11 protein-coding genes are annotated in these 12,951 nt (G+C 31.8%); 9 read left to right on the top strand and 2 right to left on the bottom strand.

Features of this window, described 5'->3' with window-relative positions:
• Positions 1–40: 40 nt before the first annotated feature.
• Genes L8W57_RS04560 through L8W57_RS04540 form a run of 5 tightly spaced genes read left to right on the top strand, consistent with a single transcriptional unit; the run spans position 41 to position 7,523 of the window.
• Positions 41–820 (top strand): fumarate reductase cytochrome b subunit, encoded by a 780-nt coding sequence (locus tag L8W57_RS04560; protein ID WP_070255907.1) that lies wholly within the window; start codon positions 41–43, stop codon positions 818–820.
• A complete protein-coding gene (locus L8W57_RS04555) occupies positions 804–2,795 on the top strand; it encodes a fumarate reductase flavoprotein subunit (protein ID WP_220566271.1) in 1,992 nt (663 codons plus the stop codon). The genes L8W57_RS04560 and L8W57_RS04555 overlap by 17 nt, the downstream gene beginning before the upstream one ends.
• Positions 2,788–3,513 (top strand): fumarate reductase iron-sulfur subunit, encoded by a 726-nt coding sequence (locus L8W57_RS04550; protein ID WP_012661078.1) that lies wholly within the window; start codon positions 2,788–2,790, stop codon positions 3,511–3,513. Before L8W57_RS04555 ends, L8W57_RS04550 begins: the two co-directional genes overlap by 8 nt.
• Positions 3,491–5,716, top strand: a complete 2,226-nt coding sequence (locus L8W57_RS04545; protein WP_263662099.1) for a dynamin family protein — start codon at positions 3,491–3,493, stop codon at positions 5,714–5,716. The genes L8W57_RS04550 and L8W57_RS04545 overlap by 23 nt, the downstream gene beginning before the upstream one ends.
• Positions 5,706–7,523 (top strand): dynamin family protein, encoded by a 1,818-nt coding sequence (locus tag L8W57_RS04540; protein ID WP_263662098.1) that lies wholly within the window; start codon positions 5,706–5,708, stop codon positions 7,521–7,523. The genes L8W57_RS04545 and L8W57_RS04540 overlap by 11 nt, the downstream gene beginning before the upstream one ends.
• Here the strand turns inward: L8W57_RS04540 and L8W57_RS04535 are convergent.
• Positions 7,513–8,097: an NAD(P)H-dependent oxidoreductase gene (locus L8W57_RS04535; RefSeq protein ID WP_263662097.1), complete on the bottom strand. Its 585-nt coding sequence runs from the start codon at positions 8,095–8,097 to the stop codon at positions 7,513–7,515. The genes L8W57_RS04540 and L8W57_RS04535 overlap by 11 nt on opposite strands.
• Before the next feature lie 234 nt (positions 8,098–8,331).
• On the opposite strand from L8W57_RS04535, the gene L8W57_RS04530 reads away from it, so the two are divergent.
• The 4 genes from L8W57_RS04530 to L8W57_RS04515 all read left to right on the top strand — a co-directional run bounded on the left by L8W57_RS04530 (position 8,332) and on the right by L8W57_RS04515 (position 11,790).
• Positions 8,332–9,060, top strand: coding sequence for a gluconate 2-dehydrogenase subunit 3 family protein (locus L8W57_RS04530; RefSeq protein ID WP_133319432.1), 729 nt, complete (start codon positions 8,332–8,334; stop codon positions 9,058–9,060).
• A 3-nt stretch (positions 9,061–9,063) separates the two neighbouring features.
• On the top strand, positions 9,064–10,785 hold the full coding sequence (locus L8W57_RS04525) for a GMC family oxidoreductase (protein ID WP_263662096.1): 1,722 nt from the start codon (positions 9,064–9,066) through the stop codon (positions 10,783–10,785).
• 226 nt (positions 10,786–11,011) lie between these two features.
• Positions 11,012–11,341 carry a MarR family transcription factor RrpA gene (gene rrpA / locus L8W57_RS04520; protein WP_263662095.1) on the top strand — a complete coding sequence of 110 codons (330 nt, stop codon included), beginning with the start codon at positions 11,012–11,014 and terminating at the stop codon, positions 11,339–11,341.
• Positions 11,338–11,790 (top strand): lipocalin family protein, encoded by a 453-nt coding sequence (locus tag L8W57_RS04515; protein WP_220566275.1) that lies wholly within the window; start codon positions 11,338–11,340, stop codon positions 11,788–11,790. The genes rrpA and L8W57_RS04515 overlap by 4 nt, the downstream gene beginning before the upstream one ends.
• On the opposite strand, the gene L8W57_RS04510 is transcribed toward L8W57_RS04515, so the two are convergent.
• Complete coding sequence (locus L8W57_RS04510; protein WP_263662094.1) at positions 11,787–12,869, bottom strand: NAD(P)-dependent alcohol dehydrogenase; 1,083 nt, start codon at positions 12,867–12,869, stop codon at positions 11,787–11,789. The two genes, L8W57_RS04515 and L8W57_RS04510, sit on opposite strands and share 4 nt — an antisense overlap.
• Positions 12,870–12,951: the final 82 nt, after the last annotated feature.

Raw genomic sequence — 12,951 nt, 5'->3', positions numbered from 1 at the left:
CTCCGATATTATAAATTATCAACTTTTTAAAGGAGTAAATATGAGCCAACTCATTGAAGGTTTTTTAGGCAAGAGTGTTGATGGCAAAAAAAGCAAAATGCCAGCAAAACTTGACTATATTCAAAGTGCAACAGGCTTGATTTTAGGCTTGTTTATGTGGGCACATATGTTTTTCGTTTCTACCATTTTGGTTAGTGATGATTTTTTTGATTCAGTAGTTCACTTTTTGGAACTAAAATTTATCATTGATAGCCCTATGATGAGCTACATCACTTCTTTTTTAGCCGCCTGTGTTTTAGTGATTTTCTTTGTGCATGCAGGTCTTGCAATGAGAAAATTTCCTATCAATTTTAGACAATATCAACTTTGTAGAACACACTTAAAATATATGAATCATGGTGATTCTTCTTTATGGTGGGTTCAAGCTGCAACTGGTTTTGTAATGTTTTTCCTAGGTTCAGCGCATTTGATTTTTGTTATAACTAATGCAGATAAAATCAGTGCTGATATGTCAGGCGATAGAGTGGTAAGTCATTTTATGTGGTTATTTTATATTGCCTTATTAATCTGTGTTGAGTTGCATGGAAGTATTGGTTTATATAGATTATGTGTAAAATGGGGTTGGTTTGAAGGTAAAGATGCAAAAGAAAGTCGTAAAAAACTTAAAAAAGCAAAATGGTTTATTAGTATTTTCTTCTTAGTTTTAGGTGTATTAAGCTTAGCTGCTTTTGCAAAAATAGGTCTTAATAATTACCAAAACAACTCTGTAGCGCAAATAGTAAAAACTTATGATGGAGCTAAATATGAACATACAATATAGTGATGCTTTAGTTATTGGTGGTGGTCTTGCAGGTTTAAGAGCTGCTATTGAAGTTGCAAAAAGTGGTCAGAGTGTAACTTTATTAAGTATTTGTCCGGTTAAAAGATCTCACTCAGCTGCTGTACAAGGTGGTATGCAAGCAAGTTTAGGAAATAGTGTAAAAGGCGAAGGTGATAATGAAGATGTGCATTTTGCTGACACAGTAAAAGGATCTGATTGGGGCTGTGATCAAGAAGTAGCTAGAATGTTTGCACAAACTGCTCCAAAAGCGGTTCGTGAGCTTGCTGCTTGGGGTGTGCCTTGGACTAGAGTTACAAAAGGACCTAGAACTGTTGTTATAAACGCTCAAAAAACTACTATCGAAGAAAAAGAAGAAGCACATGGTCTTATAAATGCAAGAGACTTTGGTGGTACTAAAAAATGGAGAACATGTTATATCGCTGATGCAACAGGGCATTGTATGTTATATGGTGTGGCAAATGAAGCGATTAAACATCAAGTTAAAATCATTGATAGAATGGAAGCAGTAAGATTAATTCATGATGGTAAAAAATGTCTAGGAGCTATTGCTAGAGATTTAACTAATGGAGAATTAATTGCTTATGTTGCTAGAGGAACTATGATTGCAACAGGTGGTTATGGTAGAATTTATAAACAAACTACAAATGCTGTTATTTGTGAAGGTACAGGAGCTGCTATTGCGCTTGAAACTGGACTTTGCAGACTTTCAAATATGGAAGCAGTGCAATTTCATCCAACTCCAATCGTGCCAAGTGGTATCTTACTAACTGAAGGTTGTAGAGGTGATGGTGGTATCTTAAGAGATGTTGATGGTTACCGCTTCATGCCTGATTATGAGCCTGAGAAAAAAGAACTTGCAAGTAGGGATGTTGTAAGTCGTAGAATGATGGAACATATTAGAAAAGGAAAAGGGGTAAAAAGCCCTTATGGAGATCATTTATGGCTTGATATTTCTATCCTTGGTCGTGCTCATGTTGAAAAAAATCTTCGTGATGTTCAAGATATTTGTAAAACATTTAATGGTATTGATCCTGCTGATGAGGGTCCAAAAGGCTGGGCGCCAGTTTTACCTATGCAACATTACTCAATGGGTGGTATTAGAACAAAACCAACCGGTGAAAGTCAATGGCTAAATGGTCTTTTTGCATGTGGTGAGGCAGCTTGTTGGGACATGCACGGATTTAACCGCTTGGGTGGAAATTCATGTTCAGAAACTGTTGTTGCAGGTATGATCGTAGGGGATTATTTTGCACAATATTGTAAAGAAAATGGTTCAGAAATTGATACAAACATCGTTAAATCTTTCCTTTCTAAAGAGTATGATTATTTAAAATCTCTTGTAAGTAAAGAAGGAAAACATGATGTATTTGAAATCAAAAACAGAATGAAAGACATTATGTGGGAAAAAGTAGCTATCTTTAGAACAGGTCAAGGTCTTGAAGAAGCGGTTAAAGAACTTGAAGAGTTATATCATAAATCACTTGATCTAAAAGTGCATGATAAAGAATTAAAATGTGCAAATCCAGAGCTTGAAGAAGCTTACAGGGTTCCAAGAATGCTAAAAATTGCTTTATGTGTTGCTTATGGTGCGCTTTTAAGAACAGAAAGCCGTGGGGCTCATTATAGAGAAGATTATCCAAAAAGAGATGACTTAAATTGGATGAAAAGAACAAATACTTACTGGGTAGAAGGTGAAAGTATGCCTAGAGTTGAGTATGAAGATCTTGACATTATGAAAATGGAAATTCCACCTGCATTTAGAGGTTATGGTGCTAAAGGAAATATCATTGAAAACCCATTAAGTGAAAAACGCCAAGCTGAAGTTGATGCGATCCGTGAAAAAATGGAAGCAGAAGGCAAAGGTAGATATGAAATTCAACATGCTTTAATGCCTTATGAATTACAAGCTAAATTTAAAGCACCAAATCAAAGAATAGGAGTTGATTATGAGTAGAAAATTAACAATAAGAGCATTTAAATATAATCCATTAAGTAAAATTTCTAAGCCTCATTTTGTTACTTATGAGCTTGAAGAAACTCCATTTATGACGATTTTTGTGTGCTTAACTCAAATCAGAGAAAAAATGGATGCGGATTTGAGTTTTGACTTTGTATGTAGAGCAGGGATTTGTGGAAGCTGTGCTATGATGATCAATGGTAAGCCAAAACTTGCTTGTAAAACATTGACAAAAGACTATCCAGATGGTGTTATAGAGCTTATGCCTTTACCTGCATTTAGACACATAAAAGATTTAAGTGTTAATACAGGTGAGTGGTTTGATGGTATGTGCAAACGCGTTGAAAGTTGGGTGCATAATGAAAAAGAAACAGATATTTCTAAACTTGAAGAGCGTATTGAGCCAGAAGTTGCTGATGAGACTTTTGAACTTGATCGTTGTATAGAGTGTGGAATTTGTGTTGCTTCTTGTGCGACTAAGTTAATGAGACCTGACTTTATTGCAGCTACTGGACTTTTAAGAACAGCTAGATATTTACAAGATCCACATGATCACAGAACTATAGAAGATTTTTATGAATTAGTGGGCGATGATGATGGTGTGTTTGGATGTATGTCTTTGCTTGCATGTGAAGATAATTGTCCAAAAGAACTACCTTTACAAAGCAAAATCGCTTATATGAGAAGACAGCTTGTCGCTCAAAGAAACAAATAATCTTAGCCCCCAAGAAAAGGGGGCACTTAAAACCTTACTAAAACAAATTTGGCAAAATCATAGTGTTTATCTTGATACAAATACACTTTTTGATGAAAGTTTAATTGATGCTCAAAAAGCAGCAATTCTTTTAAGTACTAATCTTGATAATTATGAAAGATTTAGCGCTTTAAATGAATTTAAAAATTTGATGAAAAGTTTAAATTTACGCTTAGATCTTTATGGTATACAGTATGCACAGGTTTGTTTTATTAATGCTTTAAATTTGGGAATTTTAGACAAAAACGAGCTTTTAAAAGCTTTGGAAAAACTTCAAAAAATCACCAATAATACTTTAATATGTGCTTTTGTATCTAGGCAAAAAGTTATTCAAAAAGATTACAAGCAAGAAGTTAAAAACTCACATCAAACACTAGATCTCATTAATCAAAACTTACAAGAGCTTTGCGAGGATGAAAAAGCTCAAAAACTCTTACAAGAAGCTTTGGTTAAATTTAGTAATATTGATTTTTCTATCGCGGTAACGGGTGTGGTAAATGCAGGTAAATCAAGCATGCTAAATGCGCTTTTAAAAAAAGATTTTTTAGGTGTATCTAATGTGCCTGAAACTGCAAATTTGAGTGTTTTAAAATACGGCAAAGATCAAAAAGCTAAGATATATTTTTGGAGTGATGAAGAATGGCAAGATATTTTAAAAAGCTCTAAAGATAATCAAGACATGCAAGAACTTATAAAACAATTAGAGCAAAATTTTAATCTAAATGAATATCTTGAAAAAGAAAATAAAAATATAGAAATAAAAATTGAAGAATTAAAAAATTACACTAGTGCAAAAAACAAAATCTCAGCACTTATTAAAAAAATAGAACTTTTTTCATCGCTTGATTTTTTAAAAGATAATGTTTGTATGGTTGATACTCCAGGACTTGATGATGTTATTATCCAAAGAGAACTTTTAACAAAAGCGTATATAAGCAAGGCTGACTTTTTAATCCACCTTATGAATGCTTCTCAAAGTCTTAGTCAAAAAGATTGTGATTTTATTATAGAATGTTTGTTAACTTCAAGGGTAAGTAAGCTTTTAATTGTGCTTACTAAGGCTGACTTGCTTAGTCAAAAAGACTTGCAAGAAGTAATTAGCTATACTAAAAATAGACTCAAAGAAAATTTAGCACAAAAGCAGCTTAGCCAAGAATTATTAAATAATTTAGATTTTGTGTGTATTTCTTCAAAATTAGCTAATGATTTTTATCAAAAAAAAGGTGGGAATTTAGAACAAAGTAATATTTTAACACTAGAAGAACTTATAGCTAAAAGCTTATATGATAAAAACAAAATTGCTCTAAGTGCTTATAAAAAAGAATTATTATTACATTTAGAAAAAATAGAAGAAAAAATTAAATTTTCTAATAAAATGCTAAATTATGAAAGCTTTGAGCTTGATAAGCAAAATCAAACTATTATCAACGATTTTAAAGCAAAAAAAGAAAAATTAATGCAAGTAAAAGCAGAACTAAGTGCTATTTTTAACACAAAAGATGAAAATACTCAAGAAATTTTAACACTTTTGCATTTACTAGCTAAAAAATTAAAAGAAAAACTTATAGATGAGTTAAAATATAATCAAAATAATAAAATCAAAAACAACACTCAAAGACTAAATATTATCATTGATACGACTTTAAAAGATGGAATTTTTGATCTTTTAAGAGAGTTAAAACAGCAAAGTGAGTATAAGGTTAATGAGCTTAAAACCACACTAAGTGTGAAATATGATTTTTTAAAAGCTATTTTAGAGCAAAATTGTGATGATTTTAAAAGTAAGGTTGAAACAAAAATAGAAAGCATTTTTACCAATGATCTTTTTATGGCATTAAAAGCGGAGCTTTTAAAAAATTTAGAATCCACGCAAGATATTTATAAGCTAGAAAGCTCTTTAGAAAATCAAATTTTAGAAAAATTACAAACATTCAATATAGAAAAAATCGCTCTAGATTTAAAAAATAATCAAGAATTTTTTACTAATTTAGAGCTTAGTTTAAATTTATACGAAAAAGAACAAGAAGAGCAAATCAAAGACTTAAAAGACTTGATTTTACAAATAGAACAAAACGAGCAAAACTCCAAAGAACTTTTAGAAAAAAATAATACAAAATTACAAAGTTTAAAGACTTTAAAAACGGAGCTTTTAAATGCAAAATGATTTGATTAATGATTTTTTAAAAGCTTATGAAAATGCTTATTGTAAAAGTTTTGATGATAGTTTTGAAGGAAAAATTTTAGCAATCAAAAATGCATTTTTAGAACCGAGTTTGCATTTAAATGATGTCTTTTTAAAAGATCTTGAAATGATTATAGCTAGCTATAAAAGAGCCATTAATGTGGCTATTATAGGGCAATTTTCTAGTGGTAAATCTACGCTTTTAAATTTAATTTTACAAAAAGAATGCCTGCCAACAGGCGTGGTGCCAGTGACTTTTAAGCCCACTTTTTTACGCTATGCTAAGGGGTATTTTTTAAGAGTTGAATATGAAGATGGCAGTGATGAGATTGTTGATATAGACGAACTTTCTAAATTTAGTGATCAAAGAAATGAGCTAAAAGAAACTAAAAGTCTGCACCTTTTTGCACCTATTGAGCTTTTAAAAGATATCACACTTATAGATACCCCGGGTTTAAATGCAAACACCACCGATACGCTAACTACTTTTAAAGAGCTTTCTTTTATGCATAGTGCTATTTGGCTTAGTTTGATTGATAATGCAGGCAAAAAAAGTGAAGAAGAAGCCATAAAGGCAAATACTAAGCTTTTAGAGCGTGGTGGAATTTGTGTACTTAATCAAAAAGATAAGTTAAGTCAAGATGAGCTAGAAAATGTTTTAAATTATGCACATTTAGTTTTTGATAAGTATTTTGAAAAAATCATCGCAATTTCATGCAAAGAGGCAAAATTTGATTTGCAAAAGTCAAATTTACCTTTACTTTATGAGTATTTAAAAAAACTTGATTATGAGTGCATTAAAAAAGATTTTATTAAAGAAAAACTTAGTAATTTATGTGAACTTTTGTCAAATCAATATGATTTGTTTCAAAATGCGCTAGAGCAATTAGAGCTTAAATTTAATACTGTTTTGCAAACTTTCAAAGCAAGCAAACTAGAGCAAAAAATCAAAATTTTAAATCATAATTGTTTAGATAAATTAAAACTTGTTGGAGAAAAAATTGCTCAAGAAATTTTAAAATTTATCAAAGAAAAAGATAGTAGTTATTATAAAGAAGCTAAGGGTTTATTTAAGAAAAATCTTTATGAAAAAGTTGCTTATAAAGCACCATATCTTTCAAGTGATGATGCATTTTTGGCTATGTTTTATAACTCTGAAGCAATGAATAAGGAATTTAAAAGATTAAAAAATGAAATCGCTTTAGAATTTAGTCAAATTAAAGATGATTTTTCCTTATTTTTTACTCATTTAGAAGAGCAAATTTTGCTTTTTAAGGCTCAATTTTCAAATTTACAAAAAGAAAATGCCTTAGAAAGTGAAAAAGAATTTGCTAGTTTTAGAAGCTTTGCTAGTGCTAGTGAAGAACTTTTTTTAAAAGATTTTAAACAATTATTGTTTAAAAGCCAACTTGAACTTGATTTATTTTTAGAAAAGCTTAATCTAAAGGCTTTGGCAAATTATGAAAGTGCTACTAAACTTACTTTGGGATTTTTTAGTACTAAAATGAATGCAAGTAAAGAATTTTACGAGCTTGATAGCACTGAGTTTAGCTTGTATCATCCTAAAGCAAGTGAAGTACATCAAAGAGTATTAACCGAGCTTAATGTATATGAATTTGAAGATTTGCTTTTAAATAAGCCTGTAGTTTTAAAAATTTATAAAAATTATATGCAAAGTTTTGTTGATTTTATTGAGACTAAAAGACAGATTATTTTGAATTTAAAAAGTGAATTTGAGGCTAAAAAATCAATGATTTCTAGCATCAAATCCCAAATTTCTAAGCTTTAAAAATTTTTTCTAAGTGCGCTTTATAATTTGTGAAATATTCTTGTACTTGAGGATTTTTGATTACATCATTTGCTATGAAAGTAGGCAAAGCACTCATTCCTAAAAACTCATGTGCTTTGTGAAAGTGTAAATACACTCCATCAACTCCGGCTCCATTAAAGAATTCATTCTCATCATCAAAAGCTTGCATTGGAGCATTCCAAGTTAGCGAAAGCATGTATTTTTTATTTTTTAAAAGCCCACCTGTGCCATAATTCTTAGTAGGTTCATTATGACTTCTACCATCGTTTTTATAAAATACTCCATGTCCTGCTGTGAAAACATCGTCAATGTATTTTTTCACTATCCAAGGCTCTCCCATCCACCAACCAGGTATTTGCCAAATCAAAACATCAGCATTTAGAATTTTTTCTACCTCATCGTTTGTGTTATAGCCTTGATCTATGTGTGTTTGTTGGGTTTGTAAACCAAGTTCTTGTAAAGTCTTAAGTGCAAGCTCATGCAAGCTTGTGTTTAGTCTTCCTTTGGAGTGTCCAAATTCTTTTGCACCATTTAATAATAATACTTTTTGCATATTTTTCCTTTTTATGTTTTTTAAAATTATAATTTAACTATAACTATATTTCAATGCCGAAGTTTATGTAAGATACTATATTATAAGAAAGTTTAAAACAAATATGTTACTTTTTATGATTGATTTTTTTAAAATAATACAAAAATAGTATTATTTTTTTTATTTAAGACTATATTAAAAAATCAAGGAATAGAATTGATATGATTTGATATTGTCAATAAAAAGGAGGAAGATATGCAAGATAATGTCATTGATCGTAGAAATTTTTTTAAATTAAGTCTTTTAGGTGGCGGCGTGGTTGCTGCTAGCACTATGAGTGGTGGAGCTATATTGCATGCTGCAGAATTAACTCATGCGCACAAGAAAACACAAGGAGGTTCAAATAAAATAAGAGGAAAAATGTTTTTTCAAGTGCAGACTGATTTTGATAATCTAAGTGCAGCATGTGAGAGAATTTATCCAAAAGATGAGCAAGGTGATGGTGCTATAGGTTTAGGCGTACCTTATTTTATTGATAATCAATTAGCTTCAGCTTATGGTTATAATGATAGAGAATACTTACAAGGACCATTTATAGAAGGAATTGCTGAGCAAGGTTATCAAACCCCAATGAAGCGTAATGAGATTTTTTTAGAGGGTGTTAAAGCTTTGGAAATAATATCTCAAAAGCGTTATAAAAAAACTTTTTCATCTTTAAAAGGAGTTGAGCAAGATAAAATTTTAGTTGATTTGGAAAAAAATAAAATCGATTTCATAGGATTTAAATCTTCTGAATTTTTTACTCTTTTAAGGGATATGACAATAGCTGGAGTTTTGTCTGATCCAATTTATGGTGGCAATGACAATAAAAATGGATGGAGAATGATGCAATATCCTGGTGCTCAAATGAGTTATATTGACAAAATTGCAAGTGATGAGTTTTTTGACATAGAGCCTATGAGTTTAGCTGATATGGAGGGATAAATTATGGTAGAAGTATTAAAAAAAGTAGATGTGGTAACAGTAGGAGCTGGTTGGACAGGTGGTATAGTTGCAGCAGAACTTACCAAAGCTGGATTGACTGTCTTGAGCTTAGAGCGTGGTATGATGCAAACTACGGAAAATTTTGCAATGATTCACGATGAGTGGAGATATGGTATTAACTATGGTTTAATGCAAGATTGCTCAAAAGATACAGTAACTTTTCGCCATAATGTCAATGGTTTAGCCTTACCATATAGAAAAATGGGATCTTTTTTACTTGGAAGTAATGTTGGTGGTGCAGGGGTACATTGGAATGGTTGGACCTTTAGATTTTTACCTTATGATTTTGAGATTAAAACAAAAAGTTTTGAAAGATATGGTAATAAATTAGGTGATGATTATACCTTGCAAGATTGGGGTTTAACCTATAAAGATATGGAACCTTATTATGATAAGTTTGAAAAAACCTGTGGAATTTGTGGAGAAGAAAACCCACTTGCTGAAAAAATGGGTTTGTTTAGATCAAGTCCTTATCCGCAAGAACCTTTAGAAAATACTAAAATGCTTAAACGCTTCGAAAAAGCTGCAAAAGAAGTGAAATTACATCCATTTAGATTACCTGCGGCTAATTCAAAAGGCGGTTATACTAATCCAGATGGTCAAGATCTAGCCCCATGTCAATATTGTGCTTATTGTGAGCGTTTTGGTTGTGAGTATGGTGCTAAGGCTAGTCCTATTAATACTGTCATACCTAAAGCCATGAGTACAGGAAAATATACTATAAGAACTCATAGTAATGTTATAGAAATACTAAAAAAAGATGGCAAAGCTACAGGAGTTAGGTTTGTAGATACTAGAACTATGAAAGAGTATATTCAGCCAGCAGATATTGTAGTGCTTACAAGCTATATGTTTAACAATGCTAAGCTTTTAATGGTAAGTGGTATAGGTGAGCAATACGATCCAAATACAGGCAAAGGTACTTTAGGTAAAAACTATTGTTATCAAATCAATATGGGAACAACAGCGTTTTTTGATGAGCAATTTAATACATATATGGGCTCAGGTGCTTTGGGTACAACTTGCGATGATTATAATGGGGATAATTTTGATCACTCAAAAGAGAAGTTTTTACACGGAGCTATGATTTATAGTGTGCAACTTGGAAATCGCCCTATCCAATCAGCTCCTCTGCCAAAAGGAACTCCAAGTTGGGGAGCTGAATTTAAAAAAGCTTTAAACTATAATTTTACAAGAGCCATTACAGTGGGAGGGCAAGGCGCATCTTTACCACATAAAAGTAACTATTTGAGTTTAGATCCAACCTATAAAGATGCTTTTGGAACGCCACTTGTAAGACTTACTTATAATTTTACAGATCAAGATCGTGCTTTGCATAAATTTATAACAGATAAAACAGCTGAAGTAGCTAAAAAAATGCAAGGAGTGAGATCAATTAAAAAAGGAACTTATTTAAAAGATTATAGTATTGTGCCTTATCAATCTACACATAATACGGGTGGAACTACTATGGGTGCTGATCCTCGAACAAGTGTTGTTAATACTTATTTGCAACATTGGGATATGGATAATCTTTTTGTTGTGGGTGCAGGAAATTTTCAGCACAATAGCGGATATAATCCTACTGATACAGTTGGAGCTTTGGCTTATCGTTGTGCAGAGGGTATTTTAAAATATCATAAAAATGATAGACAATTAGTATAGATATATGTGAAGCATTTTGCTTCACATATTATTTTTCACTACTATCTTTTTCTTTTTTCTTTTTCCATAAATGAAGCGCAGCCCCGCATGCCCCATCAACAATAGCAGCAATGATAAGATTTGTGATGAAATACATCGAAACCATTTTTAATTTGTTTTCATTTTGATAAAAAATGATTTTGGATTATAATATAAAAAAGCATGATGCTATATAAAAGGAAAGTATATGGAAGAAAAGTGCGATTTTACGGAATGCGGATTTAATTATACTTTATCTTTGATTTCGGGAAAGTATAAGATGAGTGTTTTATATTGTTTATTTCGTTATGAAGTAGTAAGATATAATGAACTTAAAAGATATCTTGGCAATATTTCTTTTAAGACTTTAACACATACTTTAAGAGAGCTTGAAAATGATGATTTAATCACGCGTAAAGAATACCCACAAATCCCTCCAAAAGTAGAATACTGCCTTGCTAAAAAAGGTCAAAGTTTAATTCCTATTTTACAAGCGATGTGTGATTGGGGCGAGGCAAATCAAAAGGAAGAAAAATGATAGAATTATTAGATGGTATAAATTTAGAAAAATACATGGGTACATGGTTAGAAATGGCTAGAAAACCTGCATTTTTTCAAAAAACTTGTAAAAGTGCTAAGGCAGAATATGAGCTAGAGTATGAAGGCTCTACACCTATAATCAAAGTCAAAAATATATGCACTAAAGAAAATGGAGAAATCTCTCAAGCAAATGGCAAAGCTAGGGTAAAATCACCAAGATCTTTAGCGGTTAAATTTAGTATTTTTATGAATGTTTTTAACAAGCCAAATTATGAGATTGTTTACATTGATACAAATTATCAAGTTTCTATCGTAGGTAGTCCTGATAAAAAATATCTTTGGATTTTATCAAGAGAGATTTTAGCAAAAGAGCAAATAAACTCTTTGCTTGAAATAGCCAAGCAAAGAGGTTTTGACACTAGTGATGTGATTTTTGATGAGTATTAATCCTGCTCACTCATATCGATTACATAGCGGAATTTGGCTTTTCCTGAAGTGAGGTTTTCATAAGCTTTGTCAATCTCGCTTGGTTTGATGAGTTCAATTTCAGGATAAATTCCATGTTCTAAAGAAAAATCAAGCATTTCTTGAGTTTCTTTAATGCCCCCAATAAGCGAGCCATATACTTTTTTACCTGCTTTATGTACAAAATGAATGATGTTAATGCTAGGGCTTACTTCATGTGGAGGTAATCCTACTATAGCCATCTCGCCACCAAATTTTAATAAATCCATATAAGCTAGTGGATCATAAGGGGTTGGTATGGTGGAGATGATGAGGTTAAATCTTTCTTTTACTGTACTTTTATCTGTACTAGTATAAAAATTACTCACACCCATAGCTAGAGCTTGTGCTTTTTTGTTCTCATTTCTTGCAAAAACACTTACTTTTGCCCCCATTTTTACAGCATATTTTACTGCCATCATACCAAGCCCACCAAAACCTGCTACGGCTACACTTGAGCCTTCTTTGATATTTGAAAATTTAAGCGGTGAATAGGTAGTAATACCCGCACAAAGTAAAGGTGCTATCTTTTCAAGTGGTGCATTTTTTGGCACATTGATAGCAAATTTTTCACTTACTACGATGTTGTTTGAGTAGCCTCCATAGGTGTTTTCATTATCATGAAATACATCTTTGCAGTTATAAGTGTAGATGGTTTTACCATTTTCGCAAAATTGCTCTTGAGATTTTTTGCATGCTTCGCACTCTCCGCATGAGTTTACCATGCACCCAACCCCAGCAAAATCACCTACTTTAAATTTACTCACATTTTCACCCACTGCGATGACTTCTCCTGCTATCTCATGGCCAGGTACGCAAGGATAGGTTGCTTCGCCCCATTCGCTTCTTGCAGTGTGTATGTCGCTATGGCAAATTCCTGCGTATTTGATAGCGATTAAGATGTCGTTTTTGCCTACTTTATGGCGTGTGAATTCAAAAGGTGTAAATTTAGAATCCTTGCTAAGCATGGCATAACCTTTACTTTTAACACGACCATTTTCTAAAAAGATTTTTGAGTCCATTTTCTCTCCTTTGTGGTTTTTGAAATTATAATAAAGCTAGGTTTTTATTGCAATAGGGAAAATAAAGTAAGATACTATACTC

It is taken from the genome of Campylobacter sp. IFREMER_LSEM_CL1890 (assembly GCF_025772045.1).
Lineage (GTDB): Bacteria > Campylobacterota > Campylobacteria > Campylobacterales > Campylobacteraceae > Campylobacter_D > Campylobacter_D lari_D.
This window is presented reverse-complemented; position numbering and strand designations above follow the sequence as displayed.

Bases quoted from the DNA above. Each gene is read 5' to 3' on its own strand.
- L8W57_RS04515 (WP_220566275.1), top strand. From the start codon at position 11,338: ATGATAGAATTATTAGATGGTATAAATTTAGAAAAATACATGGGTACA.
- L8W57_RS04525 (WP_263662096.1), top strand. From the start codon at position 9,064: ATGGTAGAAGTATTAAAAAAAGTAGATGTGGTAACAGTAGGAGCTGGT.
- L8W57_RS04540 (WP_263662098.1), top strand. From the start codon at position 5,706: ATGCAAAATGATTTGATTAATGATTTTTTAAAAGCTTATGAAAATGCT.
- L8W57_RS04550 (WP_012661078.1), top strand. From the start codon at position 2,788: ATGAGTAGAAAATTAACAATAAGAGCATTTAAATATAATCCATTAAGT.
- rrpA (WP_263662095.1), top strand. From the start codon at position 11,012: ATGGAAGAAAAGTGCGATTTTACGGAATGCGGATTTAATTATACTTTA.
- L8W57_RS04555 (WP_220566271.1), top strand. From the start codon at position 804: ATGAACATACAATATAGTGATGCTTTAGTTATTGGTGGTGGTCTTGCA.
- L8W57_RS04560 (WP_070255907.1), top strand. From the start codon at position 41: ATGAGCCAACTCATTGAAGGTTTTTTAGGCAAGAGTGTTGATGGCAAA.
- L8W57_RS04530 (WP_133319432.1), top strand. From the start codon at position 8,332: ATGCAAGATAATGTCATTGATCGTAGAAATTTTTTTAAATTAAGTCTT.
- L8W57_RS04510 (WP_263662094.1), bottom strand. From the start codon at position 12,869: ATGGACTCAAAAATCTTTTTAGAAAATGGTCGTGTTAAAAGTAAAGGT.
- L8W57_RS04535 (WP_263662097.1), bottom strand. From the start codon at position 8,097: ATGCAAAAAGTATTATTATTAAATGGTGCAAAAGAATTTGGACACTCC.